Origin of the sequence: Asticcacaulis excentricus (assembly GCF_003966695.1) — a bacterium.
In the GTDB taxonomy this organism is placed as follows: Bacteria; Pseudomonadota; Alphaproteobacteria; order Caulobacterales; family Caulobacteraceae; genus Asticcacaulis; species Asticcacaulis excentricus_A.
On sequence record NZ_AP018827.1, the window covers coordinates 1,081,958 to 1,100,575 of the forward strand.

Below are 18,618 nucleotides of genomic sequence, written 5' to 3' on the forward strand. Positions count from 1 at the left end.
CTTTCATCAGATACGCGAACGGGAGAGACCGATGCCGTCGAAGATATATGCGGACGCGAAGAGTGCGCTGGAGGGGCTGACGTTTGACGGGATGACGGTGATGGCCGGAGGCTTTGGCCTGTGCGGCATCCCGGAGAACCTGATCGCCGCGCTGCGTGACTCAGGCGTGACCGGGATCACCGCCATTTCCAACAATGCCGGGGTCGATGGCTTCGGGCTGGGGATGCTGCTCAACACCCGTCAGATCAAAAAGATGATCTCGTCCTATGTCGGCGAAAACAAGGAGTTCGAGCGGCAGTATCTGGCGGGCGAGTTGGAGCTGGAGTTCAATCCGCAGGGCACCCTGGCCGAACGCATTCGCGCCGGCGGGGCCGGGATTCCGGGCTTCTACACCGCCACCGGCGTCGGCACGCTGGTCGCCGAGGGCAAAGAACTGAAAGACTTCAACGGCAAGACCTATGTGCTGGAGACGGGTCTGGTCGCTGACCTCTCGATCGTCAAGGCGTGGAAGGCCGATGAGCGCGGCAACCTGATCTTCCGCAAGACGGCGCGCAATTTCAACCCGATGATGGCCACCGCCGGCAAGGTCTGCGTCGCCGAGGTTGAGGAAATCGTGCCGGTGGGCTCGCTCGACCCCGACGCCATCCACACGCCCGGCATCTATGTTGACCGTATCGTGCAGGGCACGTTCGAGAAACGCATCGAACAGCGCACCGTGCGTCAGAGAGAAGGCGCCTGATCATGCCCTGGACACGTGACCAACTGGCCGATCAGCGCTCAAGCAGCGAAGCGGTAGCGCAACAAAAAATGCGCGAGGCCTGCCCGGCGCACCTTGTTTTGGAGTTTTAATCATGCCCTGGACACGCGACCAACTGGCCGAGCGCGCGGCTAAAGAACTTCAGGACGGTTTCTACGTCAATCTGGGCATCGGCATCCCGACTCTGGTGGCCAATCACATCCCGCAGGGCATGACCGTCACCTTTCAGTCGGAAAACGGTATGCTGGGCATGGGCCCCTTCCCGTATGAGGATGAGGTCGATCCCGACCTGATCAATGCGGGTAAGCAGACCATCACCGAACTGCCCGAAACCAGCTATTTTTCGTCAGCGGACTCGTTCGCCATGATCCGCGGCGGGCATATCGACCTGACCATATTGGGGGCGATGGAGGTGGCCGAAAACGGCGACATCGCCAACTGGATGATACCGGGCAAGCTGGTCAAGGGCATGGGCGGGGCGATGGACCTCGTCGCCGGGGTGCAGAAGGTCGTGGTCGTTATGGAACACGCCAACAAGCACGGCGAGTCCAAGGTGCTGAAACGCTGCGACCTGCCGCTGACCGGGGCGGGCGTGGTCGATCTGATCATCTCGACGCTCGGCGTGTTTGAGGTCAAGCCCGATGGCTCAGGCCTTGTGCTGGTCGAACTGGCCCCCGATGTCACCCTCGACGACATCGCCGCCCAGACACAGGCCACCTATGAGGTCGCGCTGCGGGCGTAAGACTGAAAGATTAGCCACGAAAAGCACGAAAAGCTGCGGTATTGATCTTGCCCGAAGGGCCATTATTGAACCGCCCAGAGATACGCTTGGCGCGTCGCGCCGAAGGGTGAACGTCGCTTTTCGTGTCTTTTCGTGTTTTTCGTGGCCAAAATCCTTAAGCGCCCGACTTGCTGGCGCGTTTGATAACGCCGGAAAAGGTCATGACCATGCGGTCGCCGACCTTGATCTGACCCCGGCCGAAGATGGTCGATTGACCGGCACGGGTGATCTCACCGGTGGCAATCACGATGTCGCCCAGATTGCCGGGGCTGAGGAATTGCGCATCCAGTTGCATGGTCACGCCGCCTGAGGTTTGCAGATTGTCCAGCGCAAACACATACAATGCCGTATCGGCCAGCGACAGCAGGCAGCCGCCGTGCATGATACCGCCGCCATTGAGGTGTCTCTGTTCGACCTTCAGCGCCACCTGCATCTTGCCGTCTGCGCCGGGCAGATAATAAAACGGCCCGATATGGTTGACATAGTCGTCATGGAAGGGCGAAAGGAACCACCCTTTGAAATCGCCGTCCTCGACCTGAAGGGGTTTGGGCTGATCGGCCATTTGCATACCTCGTTTAAACACGCACAAAAAAGTTAGGCCCGTCATGGCGAACCCGGTGGAAGAGCTGATTATCGAACTCCTGACCGAGTTGGGAGATAAGGAAACCCTAAGTCCTAATCAAGTCGCCAAAACCATAAACGCCGAAAACTGGCGGCGCCAGTTGCCGCAGGTGCGCGCCGCCATCGGGCAACTGGTCGAAGCCGGGCGCATCGAGGTGGTGCGCAAGGGCAAGGTGGTCGAATTCGACGGTATCCGCGGCATCTGGCGTATCCGACTGGCGGGGGCGGAATAAGCGGAGGTCGTTCATTTTGCCGCCGGGCAGGGTCTGTCTGTGGTAATATCTGACTTGACCGCCTGTGCGTCGAATAAATCTGGTGCCTATTGTCTCCTTATTTCCGGAACCTTATCTTTTCGGCGTTATATCCGCTATGGATTGAAGAGTGGCGCATAACGCGTTTTGCTTTTACCCTCAGGTTTGATGTCGAAGGCTGATTTTAAAATTGAGACGCCGCCGGGTGGGGAGGCAAGGGTCGTCAGCCTGACAGGTGACTGGACCGCCATTGGCCTGCGCGACGCCGGCGAACGGCTGAGGTCCGCCCTTAAATCGGCCTCAGCGGTCCGCATCGACACCGATGATCTGAGCGGCTTTGACACGGCCGGGGCCTATGCCCTGCGTACAGTTCTGGGTGAACACGGTGATGACGCCCTGTTTGCGCACGATTCGCGACTGAGCGCCGTCTATGAACTGATCCGCGACATTCAGCCCAAGGTGGTTGAGGCGCAGAAAAAGACAGCTCAGCAAAAAGCCAATCCCATCATTGCCGAACTGGCGCGACTGGGGCGCAGCACTGAGGACGTGTTTAAGGATCTGCGCGATCTGAATGTCTTTATTGGACAGTTGATCGTCACCGCCTTCCTGTCGCTCGTCACACCGGGGCGCATCCGCTGGACGCCGCTGGTGGCCCAGATGCAGCAGGCGGGTTTCGGGTCGCTGATGGTGGTCTGCGTCACCAACTTCTTCGTCGGCGCGGTGATCGCGTTTCTGGGCATCCTACAGCTACAGCAGTTCGGGGCCGCCGTCTTTGCCGTCGAACTGATCGGCATTTCGGTCCTGCGCGAATTTGGCCCGGTCATCGCGGCTGTGCTGATCGCCGGGCGCTCGGCCTCGTCATTCACCGCCGAAATCGGCGCCATGAAGATGAATCAGGAAATCAGCGCCATGCGCGTCATGGGCATCAACCCGTTTGACGCCCTGATCTTCCCGCGCCTTGCCGCCCTGGTCCTCACCATGCCTCTGGTCACCTTCGCGGGGTCCATGGCCGGCCTTCTGGGCGGGTTTGTGGTGGTGTGGGCACAACTGGGTTATGGGCCGCACTTCTTCTCGATCCGCATGACCGAGTACGTGCCGTTCGTGAACTTCTTTGTCGGCATGATCAAGGTGCCGCTGTTTGCTATCGCCATCACCATTATCGGCTGTCGGCTGGGTATGAACGTCACCGAAGACGTCATCTCGCTGGGCCGTCAGGTGACGCGCGCCGTGGTGCAGGCCATTTTCACCATCATCCTCATCGACGCCATCGTCGCCATGATGTTCAACGGGTTTGACTTCTGATGACCGAAGCCCCCGCACCCGTTTCCACTCCCGCGCACCCCATCGTTATTGAGGGCCTGCGCAATCAGTTTGGCCCGCACGTCGTGCACGACAACCTCGACCTGACGGTCGAACGCGGTAAGGTCATGGGTGTGGTTGGCGGCTCCGGCACCGGCAAGACGGTGCTGCTCAACTCGATCCTTGGGCTGCAAAAGCCGTCCAAAGGCGCTATCCATCTGTTCGGTAAGGACATCACGAAGCTCAACGAGAAGCAGCTACGCCTGATGCAGTCGCGCTTTGGCGTGCTGTTCCAGAGCGGGGCGCTGTTTTCGGCGCTCAGCGTCATCGAAAATGTCTGCGTGCCCCTGACCGAATACGCGAAGCTGAAACCCGCACAGATGCGCGAAATCGGCCTGATGAAGATGGCTCTGGCGGGCTTGCCGCTCGATGCCGCTGACAAGCGGCCCTCGGAACTGTCGGGGGGCATGATCAAGCGCACGGCACTGGCGCGTGCACTGGTCCTCGATCCGGAGCTTCTGTTCCTCGATGAGCCGACCGCTGGCCTCGACCCCATAGGGGCGGCGGCGTTCGACGCGCTGATCCGCGAGCTGTCGGACAGTCTGAACCTGACCGTCTTCATGATCACCCACGATCTCGACAGCCTGTACGCCATCTGCGATGAAGTGGCGGTGCTGGCCGACAAGCGCGTGGTGGCACAGGCCCCGCCGAAAGTGCTGGAACAATCCGACCACCCGTGGATTCATGAGTATTTCAACGGCCCGCGTGGCCGGTCTTCGCAAAGCCGGGGGACGGGAGACGCCTCATGACCTGCCGAGTTGATGTCCACGCCTACACGACGACCCTGAGCGGCAAACGCGCCGTGACGAGAGGAGAGTAAATGGAAAGACAGGCCCATTACGCGGTTGTCGGACTGATCACACTGGTGCTCACCGCGGCTGCCTTTGTCTTTGCCTTCTGGCTGATTCAGGGCAGTTTCAACGAAACCTACTCGGAATACGACGTCGTGTTCAACTCTTCGGTCAACGGCCTGACCGAAGGCGGCGAAGTGCATTTCAACGGCATCAAGGTCGGTGAGGTCAAGGAACTGCGGCTGGGTAAGGCCAATACGGCTCAGGTCATTGCCACAGTGCGCGTCGATTCCTCCACGCCCGTGCGCGTCGATTCCACCGCTGTGCTGGAACCTCTGGGCGTCACCGGCCTCAACTACATCCAGATTTCGCCGGGCTCCAAGGAAGCGGCGCTGCTCAAGCGTGAGCCCGGTATCGGCGCCCGCAACCCGGTTATTCGCGCCACGGAAAGCCGCCTGGACAAGCTGCTCGCCGGGTCCGGCGGCGTGATCGAGAGCGCCTATGAGTCGCTCAACCGCATCAATCGCCTGATGTCGGATGATAACCTCAACGCCTTCTCCAAGACGATGAAAAATATCGAAGACATCACCAGCGATATTGGTGAAGTGACCGAGGATCTCAAACAGCGTAAGCAACTGCTGGATGACGCCCATGAGGCCATTGTGCAGGCCGGCATCGCCGCTGAAAACCTGTCCAAGCTGGCCAATTCGGCCGATGTGCTGGTTAAGGATCGCGTGCCGCAGACCATGAACCGCATCGACGACGCGGCGGCCAAGCTGGCCGATGCTGCCACCGAAGTCGCCAACCTGTCGAAGGCGGCGCAGGGGCCGATCAACGAAGTGTCCGAGACCACCCTGCCCGCCCTGTCGGACAGCCTGCGTAACCTCAATCAGGCCACCCGCTCCGTCGAAGACCTCGTTGAAGAGGTTCGCGCCAGCCCGCAGGGCCTGATCGGCAAGCCCAAGGCCAAAGAGAGAAAGGTCAATCCGTAATGATGACGCGCACCACACGTCGCTCTTTGAGCCTCGGTCTGCTGACCGCCGGTCTGGCCACTGGCCTCAGCGGCTGCATTACGCTGCTGCCCGAAGTGAAGCCGGTGCAGCTTTACAGCATTCGCTTCAACCCGGCCCTGCTGGAAAAAGGCGAGGTCAAGGCCCCGCCCGCCTCGCCTGACGCCAAGCCGGTCGATGTCTTCGTCAACTTCGACGGCTTTCCGCGCGCCGCCGCCGGGGACCGCATCGTGACGACCGAAGGCAATGAGGTGTCCTACATCTCCGGCGGCCGCTGGGCCAGCACGGCGCAGGGGCAGTTCCGTGACCTGATGTCCGAAGGCTTTGCGCGGCAGGCCAGCCCTGAGGTGCGTCTGGGTGATCAGGGCCGTGTGTCTGGCGAATACCGCCTCGACATCAATGTGCGTCGCTTTGAGGCGGCCTATGCCAAGCGCCGGCCAACGGTCATTGTGGCACTGGATGCGCGACTGGTGCGGTTAAAAGACCGCCAGGTGATGGCAGAGAAGTTCATCTCCTCAGAGATCGCTGTGCGCAAGGGCAGTCTGGGGCCGATGATCGAAGGGTTTGAAAGCGCCGCCTCGCGCGTGACGGTGGAGGTGATTGCTTTCACGGAAACGGCGGTCAGCGAGGCCAAGGCCAAAGAGGCCATGGTGGCAACACCGGCCCCCGCCCAGTAACAGAAAAGCCCGGTCATTAGAGCGAGATGACTTTGAGCGGAATCGTCATTTCGCTCTAAATTTTTGCTTTGTCGCGATGTTTTTGCGGAAAACCGCTCACACGTTTCGACATATCGCTCGCGACCGGGCTTTTTCATTTGGCGTTCCTCAGGCCGCCTGAAGGGTTGATTTGCCAACCCGGCGACGACCGCGCGCATCGCGGTCCAGGCGCTCATAGAGATAGATCAGGTCCTCGCGAGGCGCGAACGGCACCTGAGTCAAAAAGCGTTCGATCATGCGCGCCTGAAAGCGCAACACGTCGGGATCGGCATTTTCGCTGGCCAGCGAATGATAGGTGTCCACAGCGATGCGGAAGGTCTGGAACATACGCGCCGGCAGGCCCGCCCGGTCATAGATGGCGCGCAGCCCCAGTGCGCCGGCATCATGCACCATCAGCCAGCAGCGATCGTGCGGCACGCCCGACAGTTCCGCCAGAGCGTGCTCAAAGAAGGCCATATGCCCGCGCGCCAGCGCCCGCAGCATCAGGGACGGCGTCATGCGCCCGGCGATGACAAGGTGGCGCGCCAAAGCCGCCGGATCACGGCTGGCCCCCGTCTGATCGGCAACGTCCAGCGTGGCGCGCTCCTGCGTCGCCTCGGTGATCTGCACCGCCGTTTCCGGCTGGATGGCGTGACGCGACACCAGTTGTTCTTTCAGCGACTGGCTGACCATATGGATCAGCTTTTCAGTCACCGAGACCGGCAGATGCTGACGATTGATCAGCGTGTTCTGTACAATTTCGGACTCGCCAAAGCGTTCCAGCACCGCATCCATGCCGGCGCTGCTGAACACGGCCTGATTATTGGCGCAGGCGATCACGACCGCCTCTTCGACGCCGTGTTCGGCCAGGGCCGTTGTCACGGTTTCCGACAGGGTTTCGCGGCGTGCCACGGCCATCTGACGCACAGGCCCGCCGGAGCGGATGATGTCGGCCAGATCTTCGTCGGTAAACACCGGCGAATAGCTCAAGACCGGCACGGCGACCGCCTGCACGTCGCGCGACAGGCGCAAGGCGACGTCGTGCGGCAGCAGGCTGGAGGTGCGCAAGGTGACCGCCAGCGACTTGCGCACCAGTTCGGCGGCATCGTCAGCCAGCAGGCGGATGATTTCCTGCGCGGCGGCGCGCTCGACTTCGCTCAGTTCGCTGCGTTCCATCAGGCGGCACACCTTATGGGTGGCCACAGCGCGATCATCGGCATTGTCACTTCTGACCAGACGGGCGACGTCCGTTTCGGAAAGCAGGCTACGCGAAGCGGTCATGGGAGGAGGTCCTGATCATCTCGTACCGGACGAGTCGAGACGGTACGTTCTTGGATTGTCCGCCCCGCCCCTTAACGAATCCTTACCAAGGCTCGCGTTGAGGACTGATCTTCGCTCAAAAGTTAATTTTTTCGGCTCTGGTAACGGGACCGCAATCTGTTTGCGCCATTGTGGGGGCATGTCAGAGTCCACGCCGCCCTTAATCGCCGACGCTGAGGTCGTGCCCACGCAAGAACAGATCGCGCTTGATTACGGTCTTAAGGCGCAGGTGCGCCTGCTGCCCTATGCGCTTGGCTTTTTTGCCATCGGCCTGCCCGTCTATATCTGGGGCGCCAACTACTTCATGTCGCCTCTGTCCATAGCGCTGAATATTGCGCTGTTTGTCTGCGTCTGGGCCGCCTTTTTCTTGCTGAAGCCCTCGCTGAAAACCGACACCCGTCCTACCCGTCAAAGTCTCAATGTGCGGCTACGGCGGCAATGGCTGTGCGGGGCCCTGTGGTCGCTGAGCCTTCTGGTGGCGTCTTTGAGTTGTATCGGCGGGGGGCAGGCGGCACAGGTCTTCGCGACCATCTGCGCCGGGGCCGCGGTGGGGATTATCTTTTTCAGCGCACCGGTCCTGCTGTTTTTGCTGACGCTTGCGCCTCTGGCCATGGCCGGGCCTATACTGGCGCTCAACCTGACCCATCCGGACGGTGCCTGGACAGGCCTGATCACCGGTGGACTGGCCATGGCGCTGGCTCTGGGCCTGATCATGAACCGGCATCTGCAGGAACATTATCAACTGGCCTTTGCCCAGCTACGCACCCTTGAGGAGCGCGAAGCCGCCCTTACCGCCCGCGACGCCCTGACCCGCGATCAGATGGCCCTGATGCAGACCCTGTCGCGCGAAATCGCCACAGGTCTGCGCAGCGTGGATCAGACGCTGGGGCAGGGTCTGTCGCACCTCAGCCGGGCACCCGCCCCGCGCCACTATGTCGAAAGTGCGCGCAGCGAAATCGACCATTTGCTGGGGTTGATCACCACCACGCTGGATGAGGGCGAAGCGCGCTCCGGTCAGATGGTGCTGGACCCGCGGCCACTGGATATCGAAAGCCTGATCCGTGAGGTCACCTCCGGTTTCCAGGAGATGGCCGACGCTAGAGGGCTGGACCTCGCCCTGACCCTGCCGCCCCGCCCCGACGCAGGGGCGGCCATCGGTGATGCGCTGCGTGTGGAGCAGATTCTGTCGCACCTGCTGGCCAATGCCTTGCAATATACCCCAAAGGGCAAGGTCGAAGTCCGGCTGCTACCGCCCTCAGACGGGCATCTGCGGGTGGAGGTGGTGGATTCCGGGCCGGGACTTGAGCCCGACGAACTGCATCGCGCCTTCCTGCCGCACGAGCGTATCGCGCGCACCTCCGCCGGTTATTCCGGGGCTGGGCTGGGGCTCAACCTGTCGCGGCGTCTGGCGGAGTTGATGCACGGCGACGTCGGGGCCCAGAGCACCCCGGATGTAGGCTCCAAATTCTGGCTGGCGCTACCCTATGATCCGGCCGCCATCGCCCCGCGTCCGGTTGAAGAGGCCGCCCCCCCCGTTACGGAGCCTGTAAGCGGCCTCAAGGTCATGCTGGTATCCAACGACTCCCTGCGTTCGGTCGAACTGCGCGACACGCTGGAAGGACTGGGGCATCGCTGCCTGACAGCCACCACGCGGCCGCGCGCCGTGTCTTTAGCCGCCAAGGGGGATATCGACGCGGTGCTGATCGCCACGGGTGCCTTTGAGGATTTGGACAATGCGGCCAACCGCCAGAAGCTGGCCGAATGGCTGGAACGTCTCAGGGCGACACAGGCGCGCGAAGCCCTGACCATACTGGCCCTTTTGCCCGATGGTCAGCAGGCGGAACCGCTGAGTGAAATGGGTGTGCGCCCGCTGCTGATGCCGCAAACGGAAGACGCCCTGCGCCGCGCTCTGACAACGGGTTAGACGAAGCCGCCGCCCACTTCGCGCTTGTCCTTTTCCGGACCGAAGGCCGACAAAAGTTGCGTAGCGAACAACAGGCTCTGGTCGCCCGTTCCATTACCAAAGGCGATATTGAGCAACTGAGCGTCCGATTGCACGCGGTGCAGACGCGCCAGCAAATAACCATTGCCATTGGCGTCCATCGGCGTGTCGCTGTCGGGCACATCGGGTAGGTTCATCTGCACGGCCCCGCCCGCCTTGGAATTGAGATTGGCCATAAGCTGGGCGGCGCTGACCGGCGCGCCATTGCGGTAGAAGATCGAACGATTGGCATTGGCCGCCGCCGGAAACAGACTGGCCGCCGCAGCACCAGGCCGCCGCTCCACCGCTTCAATCAGGTTGGCTGCCCCCGCTGGCCCCAGAAAATGCGCGGCATAAAGTTCGCCTGCCGTGGGGTTACGGCCCGTGCGGCCTTTCAGATAGGCCGCATTGCCCGCCGTCATCTCCGCCGCCATGGCCGCCGCTGCGTCCTGATTGTAGCGCAGGCCCAGCACCTGCTGACGCGCTTGCGAATCGGCCACATAGTATTGCCCGTTGCCCCCTTGACGGATGGCGTCGGCATAGCCGCCATAGCCGTGCTTGCCACCATGCTTTTTGACGGTTGCCAACCAGGTCTGTTCGATAAATTGAAACAGACCTGCCGCCGATGAGGTCGGGGCCTTGGCATTGGGGTTTAAGGAGCTTTCGCGCTGAGCGGTTTTCAGCAGATAGCTAAAATCGACACCCGTCCGCTGGGCCGCCCGCGTGATAGCGGAGACCACACTCTGCTTTCGCGGCGACAGGCCGGAAGAGTCGGGAACGGGAGACGAAGGGCCGGACATGAAAGGCGCACATTAACCAAAGAATGGGCAAATTTTGCCCGATGGAGGTTAACGAGGCATGAATCAAAACCGCTGCAGCGCGTAGGCCTCCGCCCCTTCCGGCGGTTCCTGCCCCGTTATCAGGGCCGTTAACACCGTGGCGGCATAGGGACCATATATCCAGCCATTGCGCCGCATTCCGGCGGCCACATAGACGCCACTGACGTCGCGCCCAATCAACGGCCATTGATCCGGTGTCGCCGCCCGCACGCCAACGCGCGGCGTGACGTCCTGAAGCGGCGCAACGGACGACGGCGTAAATTTGCGGGCCTTGTCTATCAGCGAATCGATGACGCCCGGTTCCACACCCTCATCGGCCTTACCGGCCTGCATGGTGGCGCCAAACTTGGTCAGGCCGTCCAGAAACACCCAATAGCCCCAGGGCGAGCGCACCATCCGCCCGGCCAGAGCGGGGTCACTGCGCCCGTCGCGATCGAGCAGATGGCCCTTGATGGGCGTCAGAGCCTTCAATGACGGCACAGAATCCGCAAAGGTCTCTGCCCCGTAGCCGGCACAGACGGCCACATGCCCGGCCTGATGCACCGAACCATCGGAAAGCTCGACGCTGTGGGCGGCCACCTGCGTGACCTCGCCCTCGACCCAGCGCCCGCCACGCGCCTCGAACTGCGTTTTCATAAAGGCCAGCACCGGCGCCGCGGCCATCAGCCATTCGCCAACGATCTCGATGCCGTGCAAAGGCGCATGGAACCCCAGTTTGGCAAGGTCTTCTTCGGCCATCACCTGCCCCTTGGCTCCCAGCGCCGTGAAGCGCGCCATCATGTCGTCAGGCGACGGCCCCGCCTCGCCCGACCACACCCAGACGGCGGGTTGCGCCATTTCAAGGATTTCAGACAAACCCAGATCGGCAGCGAAGGCAGGCCAGTGCTTCTGCGCCGCGACGTAACGGGCATAGGACATCTCCGGCTGCGCTTCAGTCAGGGCTTCCATCGCCGGGGCAATCATGCCCGCCGACAGGGCCGAGGTGGTGTCTTCGACCGCGTCCTTTGCAATAAGGGTCACCGCCAGACCGTAATCCAGCGCGCGCAGGGCAAGGCTCAGGCCGGTAATGCCGCCACCGATAACGATAAGGCTGAAAGACGAAGACATAGGCATATCCTTTTCAGGCCTGCCTTATAACCGGATTTGCCCGCAGGACCAGAGCGCACGCGACCCTTGCGTCAATCCGTCCGTGGACGACCGGTTTAGCTATGCCATAGGGCGTGTCGGGGGGCTTTTATCACGATGGTACCGTCTGCTGGTTTCGAACCAGCTACCTCCAGAGCCACAATCTGGCGCTCTACCAAGTGAGCTAAGACGGCAGACCATCGTGAGGGCCGATCCTCTAAACCGCGACGGCCCGCCGATCAAGGGGTAATTTCACCCGCCGACGCAATAAGCGGTGAAAAAGCGGCTCCGTAACATTCAGTCCACCACCCAGCGAAAGCGTATCTTCAATCCCTCACCCGCTGTTAAGGGCTCATCGGGATTTCGGGCGGCAACCCGCCCGTGGTCGCGCATCAGACGCAGCGTTGCCTGTCCAAAACCAAATCCCTGCGGGCTCTCAGAGATGATCGTACACCCTGTCACGCGCCCGCCGGCATCCCAGCGGCACGCAACCGTGCTTTCACCCTTTGCATTGGCATCTATGGCCTTATCGGGCATGTAATCGGCGAGGTCCACATCATCGCCAAGGTCCCACCTTGCGTTAATCGTGTTAGAGTCAATGTCTACGGGAACAGGTGGCGATGCCTCCACGGCGGGAATATCATGAGGACGTGGTTCGTGGCGCGTCTGGCGCGTGACCTTCTCCGAAAAGAAGGCCTCAATACTGTCTGAGACTTGGGACAGAGTGGGAAGTGGCTTTGTGTAATCGGCCAGCAGGCCGGCCCCCACAAACAGCAGCAAGGCCAAGATAAGCCACACCATGAGTCTTTTCAGGCGGCGCGCGGCCGCCTCCCGCTCGTCCTCAACGATCATAGCCCCGCCCCCTTATATAGTGTTATTTATAACCTTTTGACTGGATATAGGTTTCCAGTTGCGCGATGCGCGTATTGTCTGACGGGTGAGTTGAAAGGAATTCCGGTGGTTTGCCCTGATTCAGGGCCTGCATATTGCGCCACAGGGCGATGGACTCCGAGGCCTTATACCCCGCCTTGACCATGATATCGACGCCGATCCGGTCGGCCTCCAGTTCGTGCTTGCGCGAATAGGGCAGCAGAAGCCCCAGTTGTGCACCCATGCCGCCGTAATTGGCAATCACCTGCTGGGTACGGCCCGACGTGGCCCCGGCGGCCGTCTGAAGCGCGATCTGCGTGCCGACCTGCTGCGAATAGCGCTCAGCCGCGTGCTTGCCCAGGACGTGCGCCGTTTCGTGGCCCAGAACCGCCGCCAACTGGTCATCATTCTTCACCACCTTGAACAGGCCAGTATTCACACCGACCTTGTTGCCCGGAATGACGAAGGCGTTGGGCTGATCATCCTGAAACAGCACATATTCCCACTGATTGGGATTATAGCCCGCCGCCGCGACGATCTTCGCGCCGACGGTCTTGACCCGGCGGTTCAACGCGGCGTCGGTCGAGACTTTCGAGGTACGCATCAGTTCCTGCCACCCTTGCAGGGCCGACGGCTCCAGATCGGCATTATCAACCAGAAGGAACTGGCTGCGGCCGAGGGTGTCGTTCGTTTCGCAGGCCACCAGAGTCCCCGCGGCCGCAATCAGGGCCGTGATCGTCAGTGTTTTCGGGCTCAGAATGGTTTTCAGGCGCGCAGGCATGGGGACTCCCTCGGATTTTTCCTGAAACATAATGGCGTCTGCGCGGCGCTCGGTCAATAAAGGCTGCGCCCTTGGCCATAAGCCGCACGTAAAAAGGCCTCCGGATGTCCGGAGGCCCTGTCACAATCGGGAGGCAGGCGCCTACTGGAGGGCAAAGCCCATCTTGACACGCATGGTGGCTCCGACCTCGACCGCACCGTTCGATGTGTCGGCGCGGCCCTTGGCCTCTACCGCGCGCACTGCGGCATCGCCAAAGCCATAACCTCTGGGGTCTTCCGACAGCACCTCGCACTTCACACGACCCTTGGTGTCACGCACCGTACAGGCCAGAGTCGCCGCCCCTTCGACCTCGGCGTCCATAGCGCGGGCGGGGTAATACTCCATCAGGACCGCTGAGTCCGGAAAGCGCGACCACACCGCCTTGACGTAGGTCGGACCAACCGCATGGACCGGCCCGGGGTCAGCCACCGGGCCCGGCTGACCGGTGATAACCGGTATGGGACCTGTCACTTCGGGCAGGTCCGTCGGCGTTGCCACCACTGGCAGGCTGTCCTCAACCGGCAGGACCAGCGTATCGGGTCTGTTTAAACGGATCGGCGTCGTTTGGGGTTTGCGTTCCTGAACCGTGGGCTCTGCTGGCTTGGGTTTGAACGTGATCATTGGCGCTTCGATAACCGGCGTGCCGTCCGGTGCCTGGGCCAGCTTTACTTCAAAACGTTCGTTGATGATGTAGGCCGCAAGGCCCAGATGCACCACAGAGGCAAAGGCAATGCCCACCATGACGGGCTTGGACAGGCGCTTTTGAGCGGGGGCCTGAAACAAAGGGTTGCGGGTCGGCGGGATGATGGTCGTTGCCATGGGGTGTTTCCTTTCCTTAGGGTCTGATCCTTATGGCCGGCACCCGTCCGGAAAACGGGCACCGGTACGTTACCGCGTGCGAGACGGTAAGGATTTGATGTCTGCGGGCCCGTGCGTCTCAAAGCCCCCTTGCCTGAGACCAACCATCGGGAGAAAGATATTTTCTTCTGACTTAGCAAAACATATCACTTAGCATTTATAAGTTCAAATGCCTTTTTCGTGATTGAAGTACATTCCGAAAAACACGCAGCAGCATAGAAAGAAAAATATGTTATAAAACAGTATATTGGATCGAATTTCTTTTAGATGACCCCAGCATTTCAGCCTGCGTCCGGTAAACAAAAAAGCCCTCCGGCAGAACCGGAGGGCTTTTCTGAGTTTCGGCGTGGACCCTATTGCAGGGTCCACTTGAAGCGGAACTTCTTGCGGTCACCATCGCGAAGTTCACCATCGGTGCCCTTCTTGATCTTGGCATAACGCATAAAGCCCTTCACGGTCGCCGCGCCGAAGCCATAGCCCGCAGGCTTTTCGCTTTCGACAGTACAGCCCGTGATCTTGCCTTCTGAGTTTAGAACGCAGTCAATCGTGACTTCGCCCTCAACTTCCGCGTCCTGAGCACGCGGGGGTAAAGGTCAAGCAACTGATCCGATGTCGGCGGCGTCCATTGAGCCGTCGTGTAGCGCGGACCAGCGGGAACGACCGGAGCCGGAGGCGGCGGCGGTCCCGGGACGATTTGCGGCGGCCCCTTGTACTCGACGCGGTCTTCCTTCTTCGTAGCTTCGATCTGAATCGGAGCCGGAGGCGGAGGCGCGTCGGTCTGGATCACCGGCTCGCGAACCTGAAGCTTCGGCGGAGGCGGAGGCATGTCAGGCGGAGGCGGAGGCGGAGGTGGCGGCGGTGGGGGCGGCGGTGCCAGATCTACCAGTTCGGTATCAATCTTGGTGTCTTCATATTCCACCGGCTTGATTTCGAACTTTTCGTGATAGATGTAGTAGGCCAGTCCCACGTGGGCCACGATTGCCACGCCAATACCGACAAACAAGGGCGTTTTGTCCTTGTTAACCGGGGGGTCGAGAATAGGATCTCGACGCCTGTGTGGGGTCTCTTCCATAATCTCAGGCCCTCTTACTTGTTACCATCTTCACCGATCAGAGCAACGCTGTAGTAGCCGTTGTCCTGAAGGGCATTCATCACCTGCATGAAGTCCGCATAGCGGGTCTTGCGATCGCAACGAATGAAGATGCGCTCCTTGTCCGGATCACGTTTGCCGACCTGAATCTTCATGTCGGCCCCAAGATCAGCCAGAGAGGTAGGTTTATCGCCGATGAACACACCGCCATCCTGCTGGATGGAGATATAGATCGGCTTGGGCGGGTTTTGTTGCGGCGGGGCGACGGCTGTCGGAAGGTTCACTTCGATCGACACGGAGGCCATGGGAGCGGCCACCATGAAGATAATCAGAAGAACCAGCATGATATCGACGAACGGCGTAACGTTAATTTCGCTGTTCTGCTCGATATGAAACTTCGAGCCGCCGCTGCCAGAGGATAGCTTGGCTCCCATGAGTACTTACGCCCCTTTGTCGAGTTGACGCGACAGCGAGTTCATCAGTTCCGCAACAAATTGCTCCGAACGGGTACCGTAAGCAGCGATCGAGGTGTTGAAGATGTTGTACATGACGACGGCCGGGATAGCGGCAGCCAGACCGATACCGGTGGCGAGCAGGGCTTCGGCGATACCCGGAGCCACGACGGCCAGGTTGGTCGTACCCGAGTCAGCAATGCCGATGAACGAGTTCATGATGCCGTAAACCGTACCGAACAGACCGACGAAAGGCCCGATCGAACCGGTCGAAGCGAGGAAGGTCAGGCCACCCGACAGACGCTTGGCCAGACCGGCCTGAACAGCGTTGATCGAGGACGAGGCGCGGTGCAGGGTCGAGTCGCGATGCTCACCCGAAACCTGAAGGCCGGCTTGCTTCGAGATCTGGATTTCTTCGGTGGCGACGGCGGCCATGTCGGCCATCGGGTTGCCAGCGAACTCATCCGAGGTCGAGATGCGGTTGATGTCGGCGATCGAACGGGCGCCGCGGAAGGCTTCGAGGTAGTTGTTCGACGCCTTGTTGAGCTTCGCGAAGAACATCAGCTTGATGACCAGGATGGTCCAGGAGATGACGGACGCGAGCACCAGACCGATCATGACGGCCTTAACGACCGGCACGGCCAGCATGAACATCGAGGCAACGGTGATCTTGCCGTGACCACCGGTGGTCGCAGCCGGGGCCGCTTCAGCAGCCGGGGCTTCAGCAGCCGGGGCTTCAGCAGCGGCGGGCGACGTAGCCGCAGCCGCGGCAGCCATCGTCGGAGCGCTCAGAAGCAGCGCAGCGGCGCCGAGCAGAGCAATGAGCGGGTTGTGTTTCTTGTGTTCGAGCATTTTTCGCCAATTCCTGAATAAGGATAACCCCCGGTAGGAGGGCTGACCAAGGATTTTCGGGGGCAGCGTGAACCCCCTGGTTTAAGCCTAAGACATATTTAGAACGTGGCACACGAAAGCCCATGTTTCCGTTAAGGTCGCATGTCCCTTCGTGAACCTCTCTTGTGTTACGCATCGTCACGGATCTGCGTCCGCATACGGCTGCGCTGCGCACAAACCTTTTGTCCCTGCCCTGCCGAATGACCGGGCGTGGACGATCCCTCTGTTACACCAGTGGTTACAAAGTGATTTGCGGACTAAAAAAGCAATCCTCCCTCACCCCGTCAAGGTGCTTATCGTGCCACCGCGCGTTACATTTCGGCCACAGGCAAGGTAATTCCTGCGCTTTTTTGTTAAAAACTTAAACATGTCCGATAGTTAAGTTCCAAGAGGCTTGGGAGAATATTTTTGCGTGAGATAAATTTTTTTTAATTCGGGGTGCAGGTCGAAGGGCGACTTGCATCGAAAAGGCGAAAAAACCACCCGCTTTCAACGCTATGTGTCAAATTTATAAAGACGTTTTTACGAACGCGCGGACGTCTCACGTCTCGGAAAGCGACTGGATTCGGACATGTCCTTGCCCTTTATCCGGCATAAGATAACGCTAACACTGGCAAAATATTACCGAAGACGGGAAATTTTCCCGCATTGCAGCAAAAGACAGTGTTCGGAGCATCCGGAAAGCGGATTTAAACCGCCTGAAGTGGCACCGGTTTAACGGCCCGACGGGCCCAGGATCGTGTATCCCGTCACCTTGGCCGACAATTCGCTGGCCAGTTCGTAGCTGAGATAGCCATCCGCGACGCGGCCATTGGCCTTTTGCCATTCGCGCAAAGCCTTGCGCGTACCGATGCCGATAACCCCATCGACGGTCCCGGCGTTGAAGCCCGCCGCATTCAGCGCCGTCTGGACATTTTTGCGCACCGCCAGAGACAAGGGCTGTTCATCCGGCCACGGCGTCTTCAACGCGCTGCGCCCCGCAATTCCATCGGCATTCAACCCGACGGCCAGCGCATAGGCGGTGGAATTATTGTATTTGCGAATAACGAAATGATTGGGCAGGGCCAGAAAGGCTGGCCCCTTGGCCCCCGACGGCAGAATCAGCACGGCCGGGGCCGTCTTTTCGCTGGCGTTCCAGTTGCCGCCGTCGGCACGAACCACACCCTTTTGCGCCCACCCGTCGGGCGTCTGGCTTTCGGTTTCGGCCAGATAGTAGTCGAAACCCACCGGAAGCGTCACCTCAACCGCCCAAGCCTGCCCCGGACGCCAGCCCTCGCTTTTCAGCAGATTGGCGGCGGAAGCCAGAGCGTCAGAGTCCGATGTCCAGATATTGACGTGGCCATCGCCGTCGCCGTCCTGCCCAAGCTTCAGATAGTTTTCTGGCAGGAACTGCGTCTGGCCCATCGCCCCGGCCCATGAGCCCTTCAACTCCTGACGGGTCGCCTTTCCGCTCTTTATAATAGAGAGCACACTGAGCAACTGCGTTTCGGCCCAGTCGCGACGACGCCCGTCATAGGCCAGAGTCGCAAAGGCGGTAACGACATCAATATCGCCCTGCACGCGGCCATAGTCGCTTTCCATACCCCAGACGCCGCCCAGCACTTCGCGCGGCACGCCATAGCGCGCTTCGATGGCGGCAATATCGGGATTGGCGTTGACGCGCTCACGCCCCGTCTGGATGCGCGCCGCCGACACGGCGTTTTTCACGTAAGACGAGATGGGCTTGGAAAATTCCGGCTGCCCCGTATCGGCCTTGACCACCGATTCTTTCGGTTGCACATCGGCCAGCAGGTTTTCAACAAAAGCGCGGTCAAAGCCTCTGGCCACCGCCCTGGCCACAAAGGCCTCGCGCCAGTCGGCGAAATTGGCATAGGTGACCGGGGCAGAGGCCGGTGCGGGCTTCGGCGGCGATTGCGGCTTATCGGTCGTCGGCCCCGTTTCGACGCGCGGCGGCTGCGGCTTGTTCTCGATCGGCGTCGGCAGGCTGGAGGCCGTCGAACAGGCGCCGAGGAACAGACACAGACTGAGTACACGCCGCTTCATACAGATCATCCTTCCGATACAGGTGCGAATCTTAGCCTTGGAATGATGTCATTTCCAAGCGCAA

19 protein-coding genes, 1 tRNA gene and 1 pseudogene are annotated in these 18,618 nt (G+C 60.6%); 8 read left to right on the forward strand and 13 right to left on the reverse strand.

The window, feature by feature from the left end; all coding sequences use genetic code 11:
* Nucleotides 1–31: 31 nt before the first annotated feature.
* On the forward strand, nt 32–739 hold the full coding sequence (locus EM6_RS04935; RefSeq protein WP_126420694.1) for a CoA transferase subunit A: 708 nt from the start codon (nt 32–34) through the stop codon (nt 737–739).
* A 112-nt stretch (nt 740–851) separates the two neighbouring features.
* Nucleotides 852–1,499: a 3-oxoacid CoA-transferase subunit B gene (locus EM6_RS04940; protein ID WP_126420696.1), complete on the forward strand. Its 648-nt coding sequence runs from the start codon at nt 852–854 to the stop codon at nt 1,497–1,499.
* A gap of 154 nt (nt 1,500–1,653) precedes the next feature.
* Here EM6_RS04940 and EM6_RS04945 read toward each other — a convergent pair whose 3' ends face one another.
* Nucleotides 1,654–2,100 carry a PaaI family thioesterase gene (locus EM6_RS04945; protein ID WP_126420698.1) on the reverse strand — a complete coding sequence of 149 codons (447 nt, stop codon included), beginning with the start codon at nt 2,098–2,100 and terminating at the stop codon, nt 1,654–1,656.
* A 43-nt stretch (nt 2,101–2,143) separates the two neighbouring features.
* On the opposite strand from EM6_RS04945, the gene EM6_RS04950 reads away from it, so the two are divergent.
* The 5 genes from EM6_RS04950 (at nt 2,144) to EM6_RS04970 (ending at nt 6,247) form a co-directional block, all read left to right on the forward strand.
* The gene (locus EM6_RS04950) at nt 2,144–2,392 is read left to right on the forward strand and encodes a DUF3253 domain-containing protein (protein ID WP_126420700.1); all 249 of its coding nucleotides are present in this window, start codon (nt 2,144–2,146) and stop codon (nt 2,390–2,392) included.
* A 186-nt stretch (nt 2,393–2,578) separates the two neighbouring features.
* Nucleotides 2,579–3,712, forward strand: coding sequence for an MlaE family ABC transporter permease (locus EM6_RS04955; RefSeq protein WP_126420702.1), 1,134 nt, complete (start codon nt 2,579–2,581; stop codon nt 3,710–3,712).
* Nucleotides 3,712–4,518 carry an ABC transporter ATP-binding protein gene (locus tag EM6_RS04960; protein ID WP_126420704.1) on the forward strand — a complete coding sequence of 269 codons (807 nt, stop codon included), beginning with the start codon at nt 3,712–3,714 and terminating at the stop codon, nt 4,516–4,518. Before EM6_RS04955 ends, EM6_RS04960 begins: the two co-directional genes overlap by 1 nt.
* 71 nt (nt 4,519–4,589) lie before the next feature.
* Nucleotides 4,590–5,552, forward strand: a complete 963-nt coding sequence (locus EM6_RS04965; protein WP_126420705.1) for an MlaD family protein — start codon at nt 4,590–4,592, stop codon at nt 5,550–5,552.
* Nucleotides 5,552–6,247 carry an ABC-type transport auxiliary lipoprotein family protein gene (locus EM6_RS04970; RefSeq protein ID WP_126420707.1) on the forward strand — a complete coding sequence of 232 codons (696 nt, stop codon included), beginning with the start codon at nt 5,552–5,554 and terminating at the stop codon, nt 6,245–6,247. The genes EM6_RS04965 and EM6_RS04970 overlap by 1 nt, the downstream gene beginning before the upstream one ends.
* A 147-nt stretch (nt 6,248–6,394) precedes the next feature.
* Here EM6_RS04970 and EM6_RS04975 read toward each other — a convergent pair whose 3' ends face one another.
* Nucleotides 6,395–7,546 (reverse strand): DUF2336 domain-containing protein, encoded by a 1,152-nt coding sequence (locus EM6_RS04975; RefSeq protein ID WP_126420709.1) that lies wholly within the window; start codon nt 7,544–7,546, stop codon nt 6,395–6,397.
* Between the two features lie 178 nt (nt 7,547–7,724).
* On the opposite strand from EM6_RS04975, the gene EM6_RS04980 reads away from it, so the two are divergent.
* Complete coding sequence (locus tag EM6_RS04980; protein WP_126420711.1) at nt 7,725–9,509, forward strand: sensor histidine kinase; 1,785 nt, start codon at nt 7,725–7,727, stop codon at nt 9,507–9,509.
* On the opposite strand, the gene EM6_RS04985 is transcribed toward EM6_RS04980, so the two are convergent.
* The 11 genes and pseudogenes from EM6_RS04985 to EM6_RS05030 form a co-directional block, all read right to left on the reverse strand.
* Nucleotides 9,506–10,306 (reverse strand): transglycosylase SLT domain-containing protein, encoded by an 801-nt coding sequence (locus tag EM6_RS04985; RefSeq protein ID WP_420000736.1) that lies wholly within the window; start codon nt 10,304–10,306, stop codon nt 9,506–9,508. The genes EM6_RS04980 and EM6_RS04985 overlap by 4 nt on opposite strands.
* Before the next feature lie 123 nt (nt 10,307–10,429).
* The gene (locus tag EM6_RS04990) at nt 10,430–11,512 is read right to left on the reverse strand and encodes an NAD(P)/FAD-dependent oxidoreductase (protein ID WP_172961136.1); all 1,083 of its coding nucleotides are present in this window, start codon (nt 11,510–11,512) and stop codon (nt 10,430–10,432) included.
* Nucleotides 11,513–11,648: 136 nt separating this feature from the next.
* Nucleotides 11,649–11,724: transfer RNA gene (locus EM6_RS04995), tRNA-His, on the reverse strand.
* A 103-nt stretch (nt 11,725–11,827) separates the two neighbouring features.
* A complete protein-coding gene (locus tag EM6_RS05000; RefSeq protein ID WP_126420717.1) occupies nt 11,828–12,382 on the reverse strand; it encodes an energy transducer TonB in 555 nt (184 codons plus the stop codon).
* A 22-nt stretch (nt 12,383–12,404) separates the two neighbouring features.
* Complete coding sequence (locus tag EM6_RS05005; protein ID WP_126420719.1) at nt 12,405–13,181, reverse strand: M48 family metallopeptidase; 777 nt, start codon at nt 13,179–13,181, stop codon at nt 12,405–12,407.
* Between the two features lie 141 nt (nt 13,182–13,322).
* Nucleotides 13,323–14,039, reverse strand: a complete 717-nt coding sequence (locus EM6_RS05010; protein ID WP_126420721.1) for an energy transducer TonB — start codon at nt 14,037–14,039, stop codon at nt 13,323–13,325.
* A gap of 509 nt (nt 14,040–14,548) precedes the next feature.
* Nucleotides 14,549–14,623, reverse strand: a pseudogene (locus EM6_RS17540) (energy transducer TonB); the annotation flags it as partial.
* On the reverse strand, nt 14,608–15,054 hold the full coding sequence (locus tag EM6_RS17545; protein WP_232037100.1) for a hypothetical protein: 447 nt from the start codon (nt 15,052–15,054) through the stop codon (nt 14,608–14,610). The pseudogene EM6_RS17540 and the gene EM6_RS17545, both read right to left, overlap by 16 nt.
* 110 nt (nt 15,055–15,164) lie before the next feature.
* Nucleotides 15,165–15,602: an ExbD/TolR family protein gene (locus EM6_RS05020; protein ID WP_013479037.1), complete on the reverse strand. Its 438-nt coding sequence runs from the start codon at nt 15,600–15,602 to the stop codon at nt 15,165–15,167.
* Nucleotides 15,603–15,608: 6 nt separating this feature from the next.
* Nucleotides 15,609–16,472, reverse strand: a complete 864-nt coding sequence (locus EM6_RS05025; RefSeq protein ID WP_126420723.1) for a MotA/TolQ/ExbB proton channel family protein — start codon at nt 16,470–16,472, stop codon at nt 15,609–15,611.
* A 753-nt stretch (nt 16,473–17,225) separates the two neighbouring features.
* Nucleotides 17,226–18,554 (reverse strand): lytic murein transglycosylase, encoded by a 1,329-nt coding sequence (locus EM6_RS05030; protein ID WP_126420725.1) that lies wholly within the window; start codon nt 18,552–18,554, stop codon nt 17,226–17,228.
* Nucleotides 18,555–18,618 lie beyond the last annotated feature (64 nt).